Annotated in this window: 17 protein-coding genes and 1 pseudogene; 1 reads left to right on the top strand and 17 read right to left on the bottom strand. The window is 67.8% G+C overall.

The annotated features are described in order from the left end of the window. The first annotated feature begins 54 nt into the window (after window positions 1–54). Window positions 55–510: a nitroreductase/quinone reductase family protein gene (locus DQP57_RS13485; protein WP_112633418.1), complete on the top strand. Its 456-nt coding sequence runs from the start codon at window positions 55–57 to the stop codon at window positions 508–510. A gap of 5 nt (window positions 511–515) precedes the next feature. Here the strand turns inward: DQP57_RS13485 and DQP57_RS13480 are convergent, their stop codons facing one another. From DQP57_RS13480 to DQP57_RS13400, 17 genes and pseudogenes are all read right to left on the bottom strand, one after another. Then, window positions 516–1,193 carry a hypothetical protein gene (locus DQP57_RS13480; protein WP_112633417.1) on the bottom strand — a complete coding sequence of 226 codons (678 nt, stop codon included), beginning with the start codon at window positions 1,191–1,193 and terminating at the stop codon, window positions 516–518. A gap of 93 nt (window positions 1,194–1,286) precedes the next feature. Then, on the bottom strand, window positions 1,287–2,231 hold the full coding sequence (locus tag DQP57_RS13475; protein ID WP_205869114.1) for a sterol desaturase family protein: 945 nt from the start codon (window positions 2,229–2,231) through the stop codon (window positions 1,287–1,289). An 88-nt stretch (window positions 2,232–2,319) separates the two neighbouring features. Continuing rightward, window positions 2,320–3,402 carry a cytochrome P450 gene (locus DQP57_RS13470; protein ID WP_240631755.1) on the bottom strand — a complete coding sequence of 361 codons (1,083 nt, stop codon included), beginning with the start codon at window positions 3,400–3,402 and terminating at the stop codon, window positions 2,320–2,322. Window positions 3,403–3,781: 379 nt separating this feature from the next. Then, window positions 3,782–4,219, bottom strand: a complete 438-nt coding sequence (locus DQP57_RS13465; RefSeq protein ID WP_112633414.1) for a hypothetical protein — start codon at window positions 4,217–4,219, stop codon at window positions 3,782–3,784. A gap of 156 nt (window positions 4,220–4,375) precedes the next feature. Next, window positions 4,376–5,092, bottom strand: a complete 717-nt coding sequence (locus tag DQP57_RS13460) for an MgtC/SapB family protein (protein ID WP_112633452.1) — start codon at window positions 5,090–5,092, stop codon at window positions 4,376–4,378. Between the two features lie 121 nt (window positions 5,093–5,213). Continuing rightward, window positions 5,214–5,531: a DUF732 domain-containing protein gene (locus tag DQP57_RS13455; protein WP_112633413.1), complete on the bottom strand. Its 318-nt coding sequence runs from the start codon at window positions 5,529–5,531 to the stop codon at window positions 5,214–5,216. Further along, window positions 5,528–6,922, bottom strand: a complete 1,395-nt coding sequence (locus tag DQP57_RS13450; protein ID WP_112633412.1) for a PPE family protein — start codon at window positions 6,920–6,922, stop codon at window positions 5,528–5,530. The genes DQP57_RS13455 and DQP57_RS13450 overlap by 4 nt, the downstream gene beginning before the upstream one ends. A gap of 5 nt (window positions 6,923–6,927) precedes the next feature. Further along, entirely contained in the window at window positions 6,928–8,166 is a 1,239-nt protein-coding gene (locus DQP57_RS13445; protein WP_112633411.1) for a PPE family protein, read from the bottom strand. A 177-nt stretch (window positions 8,167–8,343) separates the two neighbouring features. Continuing rightward, window positions 8,344–8,670: a DUF732 domain-containing protein gene (locus DQP57_RS13440; protein ID WP_112633410.1), complete on the bottom strand. Its 327-nt coding sequence runs from the start codon at window positions 8,668–8,670 to the stop codon at window positions 8,344–8,346. 109 nt (window positions 8,671–8,779) lie between these two features. Then, a complete protein-coding gene (locus tag DQP57_RS13435) occupies window positions 8,780–9,103 on the bottom strand; it encodes a DUF732 domain-containing protein (protein ID WP_112633409.1) in 324 nt (107 codons plus the stop codon). Window positions 9,104–9,140: 37 nt separating this feature from the next. Further along, on the bottom strand, window positions 9,141–10,544 hold the full coding sequence (locus DQP57_RS13430) for a PPE family protein (RefSeq protein WP_112633408.1): 1,404 nt from the start codon (window positions 10,542–10,544) through the stop codon (window positions 9,141–9,143). Between the two features lie 67 nt (window positions 10,545–10,611). Continuing rightward, entirely contained in the window at window positions 10,612–11,877 is a 1,266-nt protein-coding gene (locus tag DQP57_RS13425) for a PPE family protein (RefSeq protein ID WP_112633407.1), read from the bottom strand. A 1,093-nt stretch (window positions 11,878–12,970) separates the two neighbouring features. Further along, a complete protein-coding gene (gene eccA5 / locus DQP57_RS13420; protein ID WP_112633406.1) occupies window positions 12,971–14,803 on the bottom strand; it encodes a type VII secretion system ESX-5 AAA family ATPase EccA5 in 1,833 nt (610 codons plus the stop codon). Next, entirely contained in the window at window positions 14,800–15,999 is a 1,200-nt protein-coding gene (eccE, locus tag DQP57_RS13415; protein WP_112633405.1) for a type VII secretion protein EccE, read from the bottom strand. The genes eccA5 and eccE overlap by 4 nt, the downstream gene beginning before the upstream one ends. Window positions 16,000–16,015: 16 nt before the next feature. Further along, window positions 16,016–17,769: pseudogene (locus tag DQP57_RS13410) on the bottom strand (type VII secretion-associated serine protease mycosin). Further along, window positions 17,747–19,258, bottom strand: a complete 1,512-nt coding sequence (gene eccD / locus DQP57_RS13405; protein WP_112633404.1) for a type VII secretion integral membrane protein EccD — start codon at window positions 19,256–19,258, stop codon at window positions 17,747–17,749. Before eccD ends, DQP57_RS13410 begins: the two are co-directional and overlap by 23 nt. A 260-nt stretch (window positions 19,259–19,518) precedes the next feature. Further along, on the bottom strand, window positions 19,519–20,421 hold the full coding sequence (locus tag DQP57_RS13400) for an ESX secretion-associated protein EspG (protein WP_112633403.1): 903 nt from the start codon (window positions 20,419–20,421) through the stop codon (window positions 19,519–19,521). Window positions 20,422–20,543: the final 122 nt, after the last annotated feature.

Below are 20,543 nucleotides of genomic sequence, written 5' to 3'. Positions count from 1 at the left end.
AACAGAGAGCACCGCTCTCGGAATTGGGACCACGATTCGCTGAGAGGTCACCACATGTCCCCGCGATACGAAGAACCGAACCGGGCCGCCCGCGCCGCCAACCGGGTCATCCGCTGGCTGGCCGACGCGGGGATCAGCATCGCCGGCACCCGGGCGTTGCGGGTCCGCGGCCGCACCACCGGAAAGCCGCGCGCCGTGGTGATCAACCTGCTGACCGTCGACGGCGTCGACTACCTCGTCTCGCCGCGCGGCAACACCCAGTGGGCCCGCAACGTCCGCGCGGCGGCCGTCGTCGAGGTGGGTCCCCGCTGGCACCGGAGAAGCCTCCGGGCCAGCGAGGTCGAGGACGCGGCCAAGCCCGAGGTGCTGAGGCGCTACCTGGCCCGGTGGCACTGGCAGGTCAAGGACTACGTCGCCGGTTTGACGCCGGACAGCAGCGACGAGCAGTTCCGCGCCGCCGCACCGACGATTCCGGTGTTCGCGCTGACCCCGATCGGCGCGGCCGGCTGAACAACCTAGTGCGCGTTGTCGCGCACTCCGAGGTCCTCGCGGACCTCCTGCGAGGTGGCCCCCCACGACACGGCGGCGGGCAGGTCGCCCCAGACGCTGTTGAAAATCCCGACGAGCTGCCCCGGACCGCCGTTGGGCGCCAGATACACCGGTCCACCCGAATCGCCGTTGTGGCTTTGCACGCCGTGCGACATGGTGAACCAGCCGTTGTTCACGCTCTCGACCGTCCCGCAGGTTTCGCCGGTGATCACGCCGAAATGGCAGACGGGCTGCCCGGGTGCGAGCGCCAGCCCGGGGTCCGAAACCAGCGGCCGGCCGCCCGGCAGGATGTTGTTCGCCGTCACGCTGTTGTCCAGCACGATCGCCTCGTAATCGCTGATCGTCTGGCTCGTGGACACCGTCGTCCCGCTGGGGGTGTTGTCCCGGAAGGCCGCCATCCGGCCGATGACGGCGCCGCCCCGGTCCGTCACCACGCCGGCCCCGCTCCGGCAGTGCCCCGCGGTGAACGCGATCTTGAGGGCGGGGTCGACGTAGCCCAGCGTGCAAACCCGGTTGTCCTGGCGTATCTCCATGCCCGGATACACCACGACGTCGGCTTTGGCCTGCGCGGCCGGCAGCAAGGAGGCGAGCGCCGCGACAGTAGTCGACGCGGCGAAAGCGCGCGTTGCCAGTCGATGCACCATGAACTCCGATCCATCGGGCCGATACTGACGGGAGGCGGGGCTACGGCGTAACCCTCCTCCACGCTCAGCTTTTCGCGCCGGCCCGCGCAAATGTTACAGCGAGGTCACGAGGCCGGTGGTGGCCTCGGCTTCACGGGCCGCCCGCGGCAGCCAGCCCGGCGGGCCGAACACGTACCCCAGCCGGTCGCGCAGGCGCTTCGCCGATCGCCAGTCGCGGGCGATCGCGACGTATTCGCGGGTCTGCAGCGTCCAGATGTTGAACGAGTCCACGGGCTTGGTGAGACCGTAGTGCGGCCGGAACAGCTCGGCCTGGAAGGTTCCGAAGAGCCGGTCCCAGACGATGAAGATGCCGCCGTAGTTCTTGTCGAGATACACCTTGTCCATTCCGTGGTGCACCCGGTGATGCGACGGTGTGTTGAACAGGAACTCGAACGGTCGCGGCAGCTTGTCGATGCGCTCGGTGTGGATCCAGAACTGGTAGATCAGGTTCAGGGAGAAACTGAAGAACACCATCCACGGCGGAATCCCCAACAGCGGCAAGGGAATCCACATCAGGATTTCACCGCTGTTGTTCCATTTCTGGCGCAGCGCGGTGGCGAAGTTGTAGTACTCGCTGGAGTGATGGGCCTGGTGGGTCGCCCAGATCAACCGCACGCGGTGCGCGATGCGGTGATAGGCGTAGTAGAGCAGGTCGACACCGAGGATCGCGATGACCCAGGTGTACCAGCGGGTCGCCGACAGATGCCAGGGCGCCACGTAGGCATAGATCGCGGCGTAGCCGAACAGTGCGAGCGTCTTCCAGCCGGCGGTGGTGGCCACCGACACCAGCCCCATCGAGATGCTGGCCACCGAATCGCGGGTGAGGTGCGCCCCCGACGCCGGCCGCGCTGTATCGCCCGTCTCGGCCGTCAGATGCTCGAGCTTTCGGGCCGCGGTCCATTCGAGGGTCAGCAACAGCAGGAAGAACGGGATGGCGAACAGCACCGGATCCCGCATCTGCGGAGGCAGCGCGGCCAGGACGCCTGAGAGGGCACTCACACAGGTAAGACTACGACGAGCGCGGCGCCACCAGTGCGCGTCGGTCGCCGCTGACGCGGCCGCGGATCAGCGGGGCGAACCCGGTGTTTCACCTCCAGCGCAGGGGCAACGACCTGAGCGCAAACGACGCCGCGGGGAAGCGGATCTCGGGCTGGTAGCCCGGCGGCAGTTCAAAGTCCGGAATCCGCTCGAGCCACTCGTGAATCACGATGGTCAGTTGCATCCGCGCCAAATGGGAACCGATGCAGCGATGAGGTCCGCCCCCGAACCCCCAGTGCCGATGCACCCTTCCATCCATCACCAGGTCGTCGGTCGAGATCGCGTCGCTGCCGTCGCGGTTGATCGCGGCAGTGCACAAGCGCACCGGCGTTCCCGGCGGCAGCGTCATGCCGCCCACGTTGACGAAGTCGGTGGTGACCCGCGCCGCCAGTGGCGCCGCCGGCTCGAGTCGAACGATCTCCTCGATAAAGGGTCTGATCTTGCCTGCATCACGGCGGAGATCACGCCGGAGTCGGGGGCGACGAGCCAGTTCGAATAGGGAGAAACCGATCGCCGCGGCCACGGTGTCCAGCCCGGACAGCACCAACAGGTGGCTCATGCCGAGCAACTCGAGGTCAGTGAGGTCGCCGGGACCGGTCATCACTTCGGACAGCAGGTCCGATCCCGGGTTCTTCCGCCGTCGCTGAACAACGTCTGTGAAGTAGGCCAGCAGCTCGCACCCGCCTGGTTTCCCCTCTACGCCGGCATCCTTCCAGCCGATCACGCGGTCCCGGTCTTCGAGCGGCAGCCCGAACAGGTCCATGAAGACCTGAAACGGGTAGAGGCGCCCGAAGTCCGCCATCGCCTCGCACGCGCCCCGGTCCACCAGGGCCGTGATCATTTCGCCGGCGTGGCGCTCCATAACGGGCTGGAACCGGGTCAATGCGTGGGGGCTGAAATACGGCTGCAAAATTTTGCGGTAGCGGGTGTGCTCGGGCGGATCGAACGCCGAAGGTAACACCGGCACGGCGCTGTCGGGCGGCTGAAGGGCCAGCTGTGCTGAGAAGAGGTTGGGCTGGCTCAGTGCCGCCAGCACGTCTTCGCGGCGGGTCAGGTAATAGGCGCCGTTCATGAAGACGACCGGGCCGCTATCCCGCAATATCTTCCACCCGAGGCCGCGATCGGTGCCCATCGGCAGCGCGGAAGCTTGCAGCCGGGGCAGGTGGAAGGTGGGCGGATCATTGTGGCCGGCGCTTTGGCTGCGGGGGTTGTGCGCGGGAGCGGCTTCTGCCGTCTCCAATCTGAAATTCATTGTTACCGCGCCTGTTTGACGGCCGTGCGGGCGGGTTGAATTTTGCGTGTAACCACGAATGTCCTTCCGAGACAATGGCGTTGAGAAAAGTGGCTGCCCGCGGAGCGCCCGTCATCAAGCCTGACGACGAGAAGCGTCGGGCGCCGTACGATTCGGGACGATCAGCGAGGACCCGTCGAATGCCTCGGCGTTGCGAGCGCATGGACGGGGAATGGATTCGGGATCGGCCCTTAGGGCTCGACTACCGACCGCGGGCCTCTCAGCAGCGAAGCATGCAGAACTGGATCGACCTGTCCGTGCCGCCGGCAGCGGAATCCATTGCAGCCCGGCACGTTTGCCCCGGAGGGGGTTGTGCTGTCGTCATCGACACGGCCGTGAAGGACAGGGGCAACAGCAGCCAGCCCCACGGCACCGACACGTGGGGCCAACTGACGGGCCGATCCCGGGTCATCCACGAGTTGCGAAATGGCTTTTTATCGGCCGGGAGGGAGCCCTGAACGAAGCCGCGCTCCCCGTCGTCGGCGAGCTGGAAGGCAACATCAGGCCGCGTCCGGGCGGCGTGCGCGTCGACACTGTGGGCCCTGTGAGTCCACGCCGCGGGCTCCGGCATGGCGGCAGCGGCCAATTGGGGACGCAATGAGGACCCGACGATCAACGCGACGAATGCGCTCAACGCGACGACGAGGGCGACCGTCAAGCGCCATCGTCGGCCCTGACGACCCTTCCAAAGGCCCACAGTGGCAGGACTTTACGATCCGAGTCTGATGTTCTGCCGCCAGCGAGCTGTGAACATCTTCAAAGCCCGGTGCAGGTTACTCACAGAGGGCCGCGGCCGCCCGCGCTACGTGAGCCCTCAGCGACGATCGTCGGACTGCGCTTCGTCCCCGGCATACCACTGCACCGCGCGGACGCCGGGCAGCAGCGACAGTTCGGCCACCAGCCGCTCCAGCCGGGCCGGGGCATCGCCGTTCATCAGCAGGTGGGCCGTCAGCGCGACCTCGTCGCCGTCCGGGTTGCCGGTGTGGATCCCGCGCAGCGTGATGTCGTTGCTGCCGGCGTGCTGGACGATCTGCGCTCGGGCGTACTTCTCGTGCTTGGGACGGCAGATGACCTGCACCAGATAGGGCAACAGGCTCTCGTCTTCCTCGGCGCTGTTGTCGCGGTCGATCAGCCGGCCGAGTGGGCGTCCGAACACATGGATGCCGATGACGGTGGCCGTGCCGATCAGCGCGAACACCAGATGTCCGGAAGCGGCCAGCACGCCGATCGCCGCCGAGCACCACAGGGTGGCCGCCGTGTTCAGGCCCCGGACGTTGACACCCTCCCGCAGGATCACGCCACCGCCCAGGAACCCGATCCCCGACACCACATAGGACGCGACCCGCGTGGGGCTGCTGTCGGAGGTGGCGGCCGCGTACAGGACGAACAGGGTCGCGCCCCCGGCGACCAGCGCGTTGGTACGCAATCCGGCCCGACGCGCCCGCCATTGCCGCTCCAGGCCGATGAGGGCGCCGCAGCCGACGCCGACACCCAGCCGGAGTGCGAAATCGAGAGCGCTCAGCGTCTCCAACGACACGCTCCTTCCCGGTTGCAAGACGGCGAAGGGAACTGAACCAAATCCGGGTTAACGGCAAGTGGAGCCCGACCCAACCGCTGACATTGGGAGTGTCCCGCGCGCGGCGAGTCCCAGGCTAACCGGTTTTGGGCGTCAGGTGGTGCGGGCAGTAGGCGTTCGATGCGAGAGCCGCGAATGTGGCCGCGGCGTCCAACGTCATCCCGGGATTCTGCTCCTTGATGTCGCTGACGACCTGCAAACCCGTCTCGCCCCTGCCCATCAACCCACACACCGCTTTGGCGGACGCGATGACTTGACCGGGGCTGCTGTAGGTGATGCCGGAATTGCCGAGGCTGGCCAGGAACGCGGCGTCATCGCCCTCGGGGTCGGCATGGGCGAGCGCCGCGAAACTGATCGCGCCGGCGGCGCCGAGCAGCGCAAGAAGGCCTCTCATGCCGTCCCCGCCCTTCCGGGCGGGGCGCCGGGCCGGGTCACGGTGGCCTTGTCCGCGCTGGACACGTGCACCGCATGGATGCCGGGCTTTTTCGACAATTGGTCGAGCAGAGCGTCGAGTCCGGCCTTGTCGACATTCCAGTGCTGCACGGCTTCCGGCTGCTTTTGCAGCTTGGCGATGACGTCGTCGAGTTTGACCGGCTCGGTGCTCCTCGTCGCGCCACCGGCGCGCGCGCGGACATCCCTGACGCTGACGACCTGCGGGGCGACGGCGCCCAGGGCGCCTCCGGTCAGGCTTCCCAGCGCCATGCCGCCGAGTAGGCCGCCCGGGATCCCGGCGGCGGGCGCCGCGGCCAGACCGGCGGTCGGGAGGCTGCTGGCCAACCTGATCGCCGGGGTCGCCGACGCCCAGGTCGGCGGCACCGAGAGTTTGCCCACCACGTTCGCCTCGCCCATGCCCGCCGATGCCGCGCTGGTCAGGCCGGCGCCCGCCGAACGCACACCGAGCCCGGCGCCGAGCGCGGACTTCGGAATGTCCAGGCCCTCGACCGGGGGTTTGTAAAACATCTTGAACTCGGTCATGGCGAGGTTGATCGGGCTCATGCTGTCGTTGGCGACGGTGCTGAACCGCCCGATGTCGGCGAGAATCCCGAAGGTGTTCTGCCACGTCGTCCCGGCCAACGGGGAACCCGTGAGCGTGTTGAGCACCTGGTCCCAGAATTCCATGTAGCCGCGGGAAGCGTTGCCGAGCGCCTCGAGCAGCTGGCTGATGACGCCGGACGGCGCGGCCTGCGCCGCCGCGTCGGTGGCGCTTGCCAGTGCGCTGGCCTGGCCCACCGCCGCCGACTGGGCGGCGATTCCGGTCGCATTGGTGGTTTCGGGCGGCTCGGCGAAGGGGGCAAGTCGGGTGGCGGCGGCAGAGGCGGTGGCGTAACCGAACATCGCTGCGGCGTCCTGTGCCCACATTTCGCCGTATTCGGCCTCGGTGGCGGCGATCGCAGTGGTGTTCTGCCCGAACACGTTGGTGGATAACAACATTGCCAATCGTGCGCGGTTGGACGCGATCTCGGTCGGTGGCACGACCGCCGCGAAGGCGCTCTCATAGGCCGCCGCGGCCGCGGCGGCTTGGACGGCCGCCGTCTTGGCCTGCGCCGAGGTCATCGAGATCCAGGCCATGTAGGGCACCGCCGCGGCGGCCATGGCGACCGCCGACGGGCCGGCCCACGCCTCGTTGGCCAGGCCCTCGACGATCGAGCCGTAAGACGATGCGGCCGACTGCAATTCGCTCGCCAACGCGTCCCACGCGGCCGCGGCCGTCAGCATCGGCCCCGCCCCCGGACCCAGGTACATCTGGCCGGAGGTGATCTCGGGTGGCTGGAGAGCGAAATACATCGCGCTCAATCCGCCGGTACCACAATGATTGTGGCGGTGGTGGCGACGCCGTCGGATGCCGCGGCGAGGCCGGTAGTGCCATTGCTGACGGTGCGTACCCCGGCTCCCGCCAGGGCGCGTCCGGCCAGACTGGCCGCGGCCATCTCGCCGAACATGACTTCGTGCGACATCGCGGGGATCGCCGGGACAGCCCCCGCGCTCGCGCTCGGCAGTACCGAGGCGACCGTCTTCATCACGGGTGCGGCTGCGGCCCAGCCTTGCGGGACGGACAGCGATCCCACCAGGGTCGCGCGGCCCATCGACCCCGCCACGCCGCCGACCTCCGGTGTCACCGCGGAGACGTAACCGCCCCGCAGCGGCGCCAGCGGCGAGAGCCCGCCGGCGATGGCCTTCCCGCCCCCGAGCAGTTCGGCCACGCCCGGCGCGTTCTGGGCCAGCCCCAGCGCCTGCAGGGACAGCAGCCACCAGCCGCCCGGCACGATGATCGCCCCGATGGGGCTGTAGGCGCCGGTGACGGCGGCGAAAAATGGCCGCAGCGCGGCGGTGATGGGGTAAATGGCTTCGATGATCGATGCCGTTGGCGTCGCCGCCGCCAACGGGGTCGTCGCCAGGCCTTGCAGCATCGTGGGCAGCACGTTGGTCAGCGCGGGCAGCTGGGTTGCGACGTCCGACGCGGCATTCTGTGCCATCGCTGCGGATTGCGTCGCCACCGCGGATGGATCGGTGGTCGGCGGCGGCTCCGCGAAGGGCGACAACTGCGTGGCCGCGGCCGACGAGGCGGCGTAGGCATACATCGCGGCGGCATCCTGGGCCCACATCTCGGCATACTCCGCTTCGGCCGCCGCGATGGCCGCGGTGTTCTGGCCGAGGATGTTGGTGGCGATCAGCGTCATCAACAGGCTGCGGTTGGCGGCGATCACCGGTGGGGGCACCGTCGCAGCGAACGCGGTCTCGTAGGCCGCGGCGGCGAGCCTTGCCTGCATCGCGACCTGCTCCGCCTGTGCAGCGGACTGGGCCGCCCAGGCCACGTACGGGGCGACCGCGGCGCTCATCGACGTCGCCGCCGGTCCTAACCAGGACCCGACCGTGAGGCCTGAGATCGTCGAACTATAGGCCGCCGCAAAGGAATACAGCTCGGCTCCCAGCGCATCCCATGCCGCGGCGGCGGCCAGCAAGGGCCCCGATCCGGCGCCCACGTACATCCGTCCCGAATTGACCTCTGGTGGCAGCGCCCCAAAGTCCACCCGTCGCCTCCCGTCCTCCTCTGGCGCCAGGGTAGGAGCGGATAGGCGACCGACCGGCAAACAAGCTCCGGCTCAAATCGAATTCATGAGTTTCACATGCGGTACATATCTATGTTTCATGTGAGTACGGCAGGTGCTGCGCACCGTGCGGCGCTTCGCGGGTCGTCGCGCCCGCGGCTATCGTTTTCCGGTGAGTTGCTGCGGGCAATAGTATTTGGCCGCGATCGCCAGGAAAGACGTGGCGTGCTCGTTGGTCAGTCCGGGGTTTTCGCCCTTCAGCTCGTCGAGCATCTGTGGGCCGAACTCGCCGTTGGCCATCGACACGCACACCGCCTTGGCGAACTTGATCGCCCCGTCGGGGGTCGAGTAGGTGATGCCCGCACTCCGCAGGGAGGCCAGGAATCCGGCCTCGTCGACGCCGGCCGCCGCAGGGTCACCATGGGCGAGCGGGGCCATCGCGATCGCGACTGAAACGCCGACACCGAGCGCCAGCAGCAGTCTCATGACCGGTGATTGTCCCACGTGTCGGGGATGACCGCGGTGGCGAGCGGCGCGCCACAGACTTGTTGAGCGGCAACTCGTTTCACAGATCACCGCCCCGCCCGCCGGGGCGTCAGGCCTTCGAAAGCTGCTGGGGGCAGTAGTACTTGGCGGAGAGCAGGGCGAAATTCGATGCCATCTCCATGTCCATCCCGGGGTTGTGGGTCTTGACGTCGTGGACCACCTCGAGGCCCGACTCGCCGTTGTTCAGGCACGAACACACCGCCCTGCCGGCCGCGGCGGCCGAGCCGGGGCTGTTGAAGCTGAAGCCGGCCTGCTGCAGTGCGGCGACGAAACCGCCGTCGTCCCCGTCCGGCACCGGCGGAGGATCGGCGTACGCCGGTGCGGCCAGCCCGACCATCGAAAAAACACCAAGCAGCGCCAGTAGTCGTTTCATCTGTCACCCTTCCGTCGCGATGGATTACCTTTGCCGCTCAACCCAATTGGGCATCGGCGGGTATGACCTTTGACTTGTCGCCCTTCTTCAGATGCACCGCGTGGATGCCCGGCTTTTTGGCCAGCTGCTCGAGAAGCGCGTCGAGGTTTTCTTGATCGACATTGTGGTGCTGCACGGTGTCGGGCTGCTCTGAGATCTGTGCGACAAGGCGTTTCAGTTGTTCGGGTGATTGCTTGTCTTTGAGGTCCTTGATGGGAGTCATCCGGTTGCGCACACCGGCACGCGCCACCGTGGGTCCGCCGGATCCGACGGCGCTGCCGAGCATCCCGGCCAGCCCCATCGAACTGAACAGGCTCCCCTGGCCCAGCGCGGCCGCCGGCACGGCCTCGGTTCCGGCCGCCGACAGGGCGGCCGCGACGGTCCTGATCGACGGGGTGGCCGTGGCCCAGCTCGGTGGGATGGACAGCTTGCCGACCAGGGTGCCGGCGTTGCCCATGCCGGCGATCGGGCTGATCGAGCTGTACAAGGTGCCGCGACCGAAACCCAGCGCCCCCAGGCCGGCGCCCAGCGCGTCTTTCGGCAGCGCCCCATATCCGATGGGCGGGGCGAACTTGAGCCATTGCGACATTGGGAAGTTGACCAGCAACCCGATGTCGTTGAACTGCGTGGTCAGGCCTAGCGGCACCTTCACGGCGTTGTACAGGCCGGTGTAGAAGCTCGACCCACCCGGCAGTCCGTTCAAAAGATTGGTGACGAACTGGTTGTAGAGATAGGCGAGGTTCGCCGGGCCTGAGAACAATCCGCTGTAGGGCAGAGTGGTCGTGGCGGCGCTCGCCGCGGTGTTGGCGACGTTGGCGGCCGGGGTGCTCGCCGCCGACGTCACCGCGGCCGCTTGCATCGGCTCGGCCGCCTCATTGGTGGTCTTGGGCGCCGGGCTGAACTCCGTCAGGTTGTTCGATGCCGTCGCCGACGAGGCGAAGTAGGTGTCCATGGCGGTGGCGTCCTGAGCCCAAAACTCGCTGTATTGCGCCTCATTCGCGGCGATCGCCGACATGTTTTGGCCGAACAGGTTGGTCGCCACCAGCTGTGCGAGCAGGGCCCGGTTCTCCGCGATCACCGCCGGCGGCACGTGCGCGGCGAAAGCCGTCTCGTAGGCCGCGGCGGCCTCGGTCGCCTGGATCGCGGATTGCGCGGCCTGGGCGGCGGTCTGCTGCATCCAGGCCACGTACGGGGCGGCCGCGCTTGCCATCGCAATCGACGACGGACCCACCCACGGCCCGGCCGTGAGGCTCGAGAGCACCGACGAGTACGACGTTGCGGTGGACTGTAATTCGGTGGCCAGGTTCTGCCAGGCCGTCGCCGCGGCCACCAGCGACCCAGCACCCGGACCGCTGTACATCCGGCCCGAATTGAACTCCGGTGGAAAGGCTCCGTAGAACATCTCGCGTACCCCTACCTTCGCTTCCGGCCGGACAGTGTCTGGCTGCCATACGATTTCGTCATCGCGATCACTCCTCGACGTACGGGATCACGATGATGGTGGCGGCGGCCGGATCGGCTTCGGCGGCAACGCCGCCCAGCGAACCGGCCGCGGAGGCGGCGGCGCCGCCGGGCCGTGTTGCGGCGGCCGCGACGGCGCGTCCGGCCAAGCTGGACAGGGCCATCTGGCTGAACGCGCCCTCTTCGCCGGCCATCGCGGCCGGTGCCGCGGCCATGTTGGTGGGCAGCACCTGGGCGATGGTTCGGATCGCCGGGGCGGCCTCAGTCCAGCCCTGCGGCACCGACATGCCGCCCACCAGGGCGGCTTTGCCCATCGACCCCGACGCCTGCCCCGCCCCGACCGCGGAGCTGAGCATGGGCTTGACGGCGCTGGCGCCATTGGTCAGCGGGGCCAACGCCCCGGAGATGGCCTTGGGTCCCGCGAGATAGGCGGCGGCGCCTTGCCCGTTCTGCCCCCAGGCGTAGGCCTGGCCGAATGACAGGAACGGACCGCCCGGGATGCTGCTCCAGGACTGCGGGGAGAACGGTCCGGTGGCGACCGACCAGAACTCGTTCCAGTTCGTTATCGCACTCGGCAGGGTGAGTGACGAACCGGACGTCGCCGTTGTCGTGGTGCTGGCATTGCTCGCGACCTGTGCCGCCGGCTGCATCGTGGTGCTCAGTTGTGCGAGGTGGCTGACGGTATCCGCGCTGGACTGCCCGGCGCTCTGGGTGACCGCGGCGGCCTGCGTGGTGCTGGCCGACTCGTTGGTGGTCTGCGGCGGCTCGGCGAACGGGGTCAGCGCAGCGGCGCTGGCTGAGGTCGCCGCGTAGGTATACATCGCGGCGGCGTCCTGCGCCCACATCTCCATGTAGTGGGCTTCGGTGGCGGCAATCGCCGGGGTGTTCTGGCCGAGGATGTTGGTCGCGATCAAAGTGGCCAGCAGCGCGCGGTTGGCGGCGATCACCGGCGGCGGAACTGTCGCCGCGAAGGCGGCCTCGTAGGCGCCGGCGGCCAGTTTGGCCTGGGCGCCCGCCTGTTCGGCTTGCGCGCCGGTGACATGGATCCAGGCCACGTAGGGCGCGGCCGCGGCCGCCATGGCGATAGACGATGGGCCCGTCCACGGTCCCGTTGCCAGAGTCTCGATGGTCGAGTTGTACGACGCCCCAGTGCTTTGCAGCTCGGCGGCCAATTCGTCCCATGCCGCCGCGGCGGCCAGCAGGGGCCCCGATCCCGCACCCACGTACATCCGCCCCGAGTTGTATTCCGGCGGATAAGCCCCGAAGTCCAACATCTAATGCCTCCGGTCCCTCATGCGGCGGCTGGCGCACGCACCGCGTCGCGGCCGGGGCATCGGCACAGTGGGCGCAACCCGCAAGGAATGCGCCGGAATCGTTATAGGACACATGTACAAACCCCATGTGCTACAGGCAACAAAGCCATACCGCTCCTAGCTGTGAATCGGCGCCCAAATGGCGTACGAACGACTAGTCAAGCCACGCTGCTATTTCACTGACGATGCTGCCGATCGGTTATTTCGGCGGGCGTTCCCGTCAGGTAAACATTTGTAAAAAACACATATCGGGGCCATCGACGGTCTGTGAGAGACCGCCTCCCACCACCGAAATTAGTGGCGCGCATCACTTTCCGAGCCACTTGTGGGCAGCATTAGACAACGGTCGAAGTAAATGAACGTGCAAGCCACAAGCGGCGTAAACCACAAGCTGAAGATCGGCGTCGTCGCCAATCTGATAAAGCGCTAGAAACTATTTCTTTGGCGTCTCGCTACTAATATCGGCGACCTCCATATCAATCACCACCCAACGCGAAGCCGGACATTTCCGGCGCATTTGCGTTCCCTGGATTCAATTAAGACCAACGCCGACGACGCTGTGCGGCAGTTGCATGACGCACCCCGTGGGGCCGGGCGTGCAGCCCCGCGGAGCCGGACCGCTCGCGGGCGACCTGTGGCGACAATCCGCCGGTCGGACGCCGAAGGCGCGTACGTCCCCGCACGCCCCCGGGTGGCCTGCCCATCCGTGACCGTGGTCGTGTGCCAAGACCGCCCCGCGGGCCATTGTTCTTCTCGACTTCACCTATACGAGTAGACGTGGCCAATCTGCTGTGGCACTGATTAGCTACTGACAATTTCCTGTGCGGCAATCTCGCTAGCTCACATGGCTTTTTAGGCGGCTGTGAGGCGGTGTCTGCCCGCTTGTGCCGTTGCTGGGGCTCAGCAATTTGCCAAAGGGGGCGTGCCGTTGGTCGAAGTGATTTCGATGCGCGCGCTCTCGCCCGGCGGGCGGGCGGCCCATTACTGTGGGCACGAGCTCGTCCTCATGACCGCCGGGCATGGCCCCAGCGGCGCGGCAGGGCTTCGGAGCCGGCTAGTCCGACTTCTTCTCGGCGACCGCCGCGCTGAGACCCTCGGCGAGGTCCTCCTGGGTCAGTTCCTTGAACCGCAACAGTTGACGTTCGCTGAATTCGGTCACATCGCTGGCCAGCACCGCATCCAGATCCTCGTCGTCCAGCCGGAAACTGCGGTGATCGCGGGCCTTCTCCACCACGTTGCGCACGAAACCGGCGTTGCCGAGCGTATCGATGCCGCGGATGAGATCGCCGTCCTCGGAATAACTTTCGTCGAGATAGAACTTCGTGTACGACGGCAACAACGCCTGGGCCGACTCGTCGGTGATGACGTCTTCGTTCTCCTGGCCCATCAACCGCGTCAGCGCGACCAGCTCGTCGGGGGTGTAGCTGAAGAACTCGATGACGGTCGAAAACCGCCGTCGCAGACCCTGATTCACTTCCAGCATCTTGTCCATGGCCTTGGCGTAACCGGCGCCGAAGACCACCAGCTCGTCGCGATGGTTCTCCATGTACAACAGCAGCGTGTTGATGATCGCGTTGCCGTACGGGTCACCCTGCTGGTAGCCCTTCTCGTGCAGCGTGTGCATCTCATCGAAGAAGACCGCGCCTCCCAGGGCGCCCTCAAGCATCTCCTCGGTGTTCTTCTCCGCGTCGGCCATGTACCGGCCCAGCAGCTTGGTGCGGCTCGTTTCCACCACCACGGGTTTGCGCAGCACGGTCAACCCGCACAGCTGCTTGCTGAAAGCCCTTGCCACCGAGGTCTTTCCGGTGCCGGGCGGGCCGAGCAGCAGCGTGTGGCGCGAGGTGACCGGCACCGGAAGGCCCATCTTGGCGCGGGCCAGGTTCACCTTGGTCGTCGACTTGATGAGCTTGATCTCGCGCTTGGCGCGTTCCATGCCCAGCATGGCGTTGAGCTCGGCATCGCCTTCGGCCAGGTACTTCGCCGCCTCCTCGGCGTGGCGAGCGGCCTCGGTCTCGGCCCGGGTGGGCGCGCTGTCCTGGTCCCACGGGTCGGTGCGGGCCTCGATCGTTTCCGGATCGGTCAGGACCAGGCGGTAGTTGGGGTTGTCCAGCGCCTCGCGCGCCGGCGTGAACTTCGGATCCCTTGAGTACACCCGCCGCAACAGCTCGACGGCCTCGTCCTCGCGGCCCAGGTGCCGCAGGCACATGCCCTGGGTGTACAACGCGATGTTGGCCGCGCCCGGCACCCGATCGCCTTCGATGGCATCCTGCCCGCGGCGTAACGCCTCCTCGAACACACCCAGGGAAGCCAGCGCCGTGGTGGCCATCGCGGCACCGGCGGCCTTCAGCTCGGGCTGCCGCCAGCTCTTTCCCTCGGCGAACTCGTTGAGCACGTCCGGCCACCGAGCGGTGCGAAAGTACAGCACGCCGCGCACGTAGCTGACCAGTTCCTCGTCGACGGGCTGGCGGGGCTCGACGCTGTCGATCAGTTTCGAGGCTTCCTCGTAGCGTTTCGCCTCGGCCAGAACCGCGGCGTACGCGCATGCCAATGTCTCCACACTGGTCACCGCCAGCCGCAGGAACAGGCCGTCGGAGACCTCGGGACGGAACTGCAACTCGGTGACCCCGAGGCGGCGAGTCTCCCACCCGAACGTCCGGATCGACGACCACGCACCGGCCAGCACATCAATGCTCTGCTCCCCCACCAGGATTCGCGCCAGCCAGGCGTCACACATCCCCGGATCCAGGTTGGTCGCGGTGGCGAACATCTGCGCCGCAACCTGTGGATTGTGGCTGGGCTGAAGGCCGTTGACCGAGACGCCGGAGGCCAACAGCCCGGCGACCATCGCGTTACGGGCGCCTTCGGCGGTGGATTGCGGCCTCGTCATTGCGCTACAGGAACGCCCGCCGAGCTCCCTCGCAGCTGGTCGACGGATAACGCAAGGTCATCGTCGTCGGCGCGCAGCGGACGACTCGGCACGACCAGCAGGGGGCGCGCCGTGGGGGCGGGCAGGCTCGCTCGCACCGCGGCCAGTTGGCGTCCGGTGAGCCGGTTGAGGCCCGACGAGACGTTTCTGCGCAACCGCTTCTCGGTGTGGTAGCGAACCCACGCCGATACCTGCGGCCGGCCGCCGCGCGAGGTGAGCCGGATGGTGAGCACGGTGGCGAAGGTCTCGTCGTCCCACAGCTCGTCCAGCTTGTCGGTGGTGATGTCCGACGGCGACAGCCACAGGCTGGTGACGAAACCGTTGAAATGCTTGAGGCGGCGCCAGCCGGGGCGGCTCCAGGTCGGTTCCAGGTCGGCGAGCACGGCGCGGTCGACTTCGGCGAGCTCTTCCGCCGTCAACGGCTTGGCCGCGCAGGTCAGCCCGTCGAGATCCTGGGCGAGCCGCTCGGTGGCCGCCACCAGGGTGGAGGCCAGCGAATCGCGCGCGGCCACCGCGGCGACATTGCGCTGCGGATTCATCCGCAACACCAGCCAGGTGCGGCGAATGTACGAGGTCGGCTGATCGTTGGCCACCTCCCATTCCTCGGGCCCCCAGTCGTCCAGCTTGGACAACTCGGCGGCGTTACCGCCGCGGCGGACCTTCACCGACACGATGTCGATGTCGTCGAGGTGGATGTCGAACTGGCGCAGGCCCGACGCGACCGCCGACACCAGCAGGGTGGGGGGCGAATTCCGGTGGCGCAGGCGCGAGGCCGACTCGTCATCGCCGCCGTTGATGGCGATCACCGTGACCAGTTGGCCGTCGTGCTGGCGCACGCCGACCGTGTCCCGCCCGAATTTGCGGTGGTGATCGACCGCCGGGGTGCAGCCGGCGGCCAGCGCGGAACCCGGGTCGGCGGACCAGTCCCACAGCCAGGTGGCCAGCCCCGACGTCACCGTCAGCCCGTGATAGGTCACCAGCGACAGCAGGGTCACCAGCACGGCCAGGCCGACACCCACCCAGAACGCGATGCGATAGGTGCCCTGCCAGGACTCGGGACAGTGGCTGGCCACCACCATGATCACGACGTCGACCACGAACACGGTGGTCAGCCGCGGCGACGACAATGACAACCCAAACCTGCGCTGACGCTTCATGAAAGGTGCTCCGCCCCTATTGCTGTTTCCGCGATCGCTTCATCAGCATCGCCGTACCGAACACTCCGCCGCCGATGAGTAGTGCGCCGAGCAAGCCGCCGGCGGCCACCCACACTGGCACCATATCCCTGGGCGGGACGGGTTTCGGAATGTTCAGCGGTGCCGACAGTTGCTGCGGTGGTTTCACCGGACCGTCAGGCACGTCCCAGGTCAGTGCCGCCACCGGGTCGACGACGCCGTGACCGACCTGGTTATCCACGCCGCGTGCCGGCGCGCGGGCGGTGCGTGTCAACCGGTTGATGACCTGATACGCCGATAGCTGCGGGAACTTCGCCCGAACGAGCGCCGCGACCCCGGACACGATCGCCGCCGAGAAGCTGGTGCCCGACGGCACCAGCAGCGTGTTGTCGGGCCCGTCGATCGCGTTGATCAGGCCGTCGTCCCGGGGCGACAGGCCGATGACGTCCGTTCCCGGCGCGGCGATCCCGACCCACGGTCCGGCGACGCTCGTCGACGCCTGGCCCTGGTTGCCCTGGCTGAGCGGGCGCCCGTCGTTGTCCACGGCGCCGACCGTCAGGACGTAGTCGCTGAACCACGACGGCGTCACGACCGTGGTGACCGCGTTCCAGTTGCGAGGATCGTTGGGCTGCAACGGATCATGGGGCGGATTCTGCTTGCAGTCCTTCTTGCTGGTGTCACCGGCCGCCGCCACGATGACGGCGTTCTTGTCGACCGCCGCGTAGCGCACCGCCGCGCCCAGCGAGCGCTGGTCGATGATGTTGCGCGCGCTCATGCAGGTCACATCGGAGATGTTGATGACCTGTGCCCCCATGTTGGCGGCATGCACGATCGCCCGCGCCATCGTCTGGACGTTGTCGATCTTCGCCGAGGTCTGTGGGTCCTCGTCGCCGGTGTAGGCGTCCTTGAGGCCGAAGGCCTGGCTGGATTGCCGGATCGCGATGATGTCGACGTCCGGGGCCACCCCGCTGAACGCGTCCGGACCGGCCTTGGCGGGCGGCGGCGGCGGCGGTGGTGGCGGCGGGTCCAGCGGTTGCGGGCCGCGCCGATTGTCGACGTTGGCCACGTGCCCGCCACCGGAGTAGCCGGGAATGGTCACCGTGCCGCCGCCACCGGCGGCGCCCCGAAGGGACCTGGAGGCGGTTGCTCCTGCGGTGTCGGCGGGACCATCGTGACGGTCTGGGGCAGCGGTGACAGGGTCACGGTCTGCGGCGGCGGCGCTTTCGGCGGTGGTTCGGTGGTGGGGATGGTGACCGGCTTGCGCGGCGCCGCCGGCGGCACCCCGGCCCCGTTGGCCGAGGCCGCACCGATCATCGACGCCACGATGGTGCCGTGCGCGTCGCAGTCGGACAGGCCGTCGCCGGCCATGATGTAATCACCGCCGGCAATCAGGTGGGGAAACCGCGGGTGCGGCGTCACGCCCGTGTCGATCACGGCCACCTTCACGCCGGCACCACGACCGAACTGCCAGGCCTCCTGCAGGTTCAGCATGTCCATGTACTTGGGTTGCAGCCGGAAGTCGGTGCCGGGCAGCACGCCGACCTCGGTGCAGTACGAGTTCTGCTTCATCGGCGCCCCCGGCCCCGGCGGACCGTCCGGCGGCACAGCCCCCGGATCGATCGTCGGGGGCGAGATCGCGTACGCCGGAGGCAAACCGGCTAACGCACCCGACGCGAGCAGCGTGGCGGCGATGGCCGCAGCGGACGCGCGACCCCGCCACACCTTGCCGTTAGCGATAGCGGATAGCTGCATAGACATTCATCAACCACAATGCCAGCGGGAAAATTGGCATCAGGCAGAGGTATTCAATCCATTCCACGAATTTGCGGAATAGCGGGCTGTAGACCGTGTTCGGCACCACGGCCGCCGACGTCAGTCCCGCGGCCGGCAGCAGCACCAGGATCGCCGCGCTGATCGAGACCGCGAGCGGTGACTGCAGCACCAGCGCGTAGCGCAACACCACCGCACCGACGATCAACACCGCCGTTCCGGCCAGGGTGATCGCCTGCCAGCGGTCGACGTAGGAGCGGCCGCGCAGCATCAAAAAGCCCGCGCAGAACCCGGCCAGCAGGACGGGCAGCCAGCGTTGTCCGGTGTGCGGGTCCGACAGCGCGGCCAGGGAGACGATCATCAGCACGCCGAGCCCGATCAGCAAACCCGACAGGAAGGACCGGGCGCGTTCGGCCTGGGTCAGCACGTCGCGGACCGAGGCGGGCCCCTCCAGGACCGGAGGACCGCCGTCGGAGCGCACCACGGTGGTGGGCAGGTCGGGCCGGGCCTCGAACACCCATCGGCTGGTGGCCGACGGGAAGACGGGCAACCGGATGCCGGCCAGCCGCCGGGAGATCGCCGGCGCGCTTTGGTAGATCATGACGGACACCAGCACGACGCAGGTGAACAGCGTCACGGCGCTGGTCATCGCGACCATCCGCGCCAGCGCGGCCACCGCCGTGATCAGGCTGACGGTGACGATCGCGGTGTAGATCGCCAGCCGGCGCCCGGTGAAGCGCAGCGCCAGGATCGCGGCGATGGTGAGGACGCCGAATCCCAATACCCCGTGCGGCGATCCGACGCCGCCGGGCGGGGCGGCCGCGGCCGCGATCGAGAGGGGCGCGAGGCTGCTCAACAGCATGGTGTCGCCGACGCGCCGTTCCTGCTGCGTGCTCGCCCGCATCAACAGCATCAGCGAAACGCCGAGCACCACCGCGCCGATCACGCCGGCGTAGACCGTCGGCAGCCACGAGTTGTGGTGCCAGCGCCACCAGCCGAGCAGGCCGGCGGCGGTCGTCACCCCGACGGCCACCATCGTCGCCCCGACCTGCACCGCGACGACCGGGTCGATGGCGGCGAAGCGCTTGCTGAGGTCCGCTGCGACGGCGGTGGAGATGTGCTCGATGACCTGCGAGCGGTGCTCGGTGTCCGGGATGAAGCGGATCCACAACCGGTCGCCGTCGTAGACGTCCTGCTCGCTCAGCGATTGGGTGGCCCGCAGCGGCGAGCCGTCCACCAGGCACAGCGCCCAGCGGCCCCGGCCCGACGCCTCCAACGGGGACTCACCGAGTTCGCGCAGCCGGCTGTTGACCACCTTCAGCAACGGGTCGGTCATCACCGAGACGGGGGCGTTGGCGTCCAGCAGGACGCCGATCTGGACACCCGCGCCGGCCATCACGCCGACGACGACTGCCTGAGGCTGCGAGATTCCCTCTACGTCAGGCTGTGGTACTTCAACTACCGCAGTCATCGCCCTGTACTCCCTATCGTGATGAATGTGTGAGCCCGTGCCGCCAGTCGCGCGCGGGCGTGCGCCGGTGTCCTCGCCGAGGTGCTGCGGCCCCCCGCGAAGTGCATCCCGACTAATTGGAATTCCATCTGCCTCGCCTTGCGATTAAGAGTCGTCGTTGACACCGGTTGGAGATTTGCTGATGTCTTTCAGAGAAGTATGCCGTGTTCGCAGCTCAACCGCATGTTGAGTGCAAAGACATTGGTGAACTCTGTGTTTCGTCAGACCCTGCTGTGGGTTTTCCACTCGCCGTAGGGAAGCGTGTCGAGCACGGTCTTGACGCCGACCTGCACGAGCTGGGGGGTCGCCGGGCAGATGGCCAGCCACGCCTCCCCCGAACCCGCGGTGCGGGCCTGCTGATAGAGCGCGATGCGTCCGCCGGAGCCGTCTTTGAGTGACAGCACCGACGCGCTGGGGCCCTTGGCGTCGTCCTGGTACTGGCGGGCGTACACCGCCACCTCGGCCGCGGGGTCGGACAGCGCCTGGCCGAGCGCGGCCACGGTGGCGGCGCTGATGCCCATTCGGCGCAGGTCTCCCCCGGAGAACACGTTGAAGCCGGACTCCTGCCAGGACTTGGTCGCTTCCAGCATTTCCTCGAGCGGCACGTTGACGGCGTTGATCGCGGCGGGCTCGGCGTGGTGGATGGATTCGAGGGCGTCGATCACCAGGGACGCGATCGAGGCGCTGTCGGCGACGGCGACGTCGTCGACGGTGATCTCGCCGCCGACCCGAACCGCCGACACCCAGTGCTGTCCGCGGCGGGCCAGCACCACCCGAAACTCGTTGTCGGGGATGTCGCGCGACCCGGGGGGCTGGTTCTCGTCATCGAGCACGCCGTAGGCCAGCTTGCCTCGGGACAACAGGGCGACCACCTCGAGGTCGGGCGCCGCGAGCACCCGCATTCGCGCGGCCACGTGCTCGTTCACCTGGTCGTTCTCGACGATGCCCTGCTCGCGCATCACCGCCATCCCGGGATGTTCGTTGAGCCAGTCGCTCGAGTCCGTAGACACGTATGGCCGGCACCGCAGCTCGGGCGCGACGTGCCGGATGTCCAGCAGCGCCTGGAGCATCCAGAAACCGTCGACGTTGACAGTGATGTCGGTGCGGGTGCTCTGTTGGTCCATCACTTCCCCAATTGGTCCCTAGTACTTCACGCCAAACTTCACGGTAACCGCAGGACGCGGCAGCACACCGACGGGTGGTGTGCTGCCGCGCCTGAAGTTGCGGTTAGGCCCAGCTGGACCCA

The organism is Mycobacterium colombiense (assembly GCF_003284935.1).
Lineage (GTDB): Bacteria > Actinomycetota > Actinomycetes > Mycobacteriales > Mycobacteriaceae > Mycobacterium > Mycobacterium arosiense_A.
Note: the sequence above shows the minus strand (reverse complement) of the source record. Positions and strands in the feature narration are given on the sequence as shown.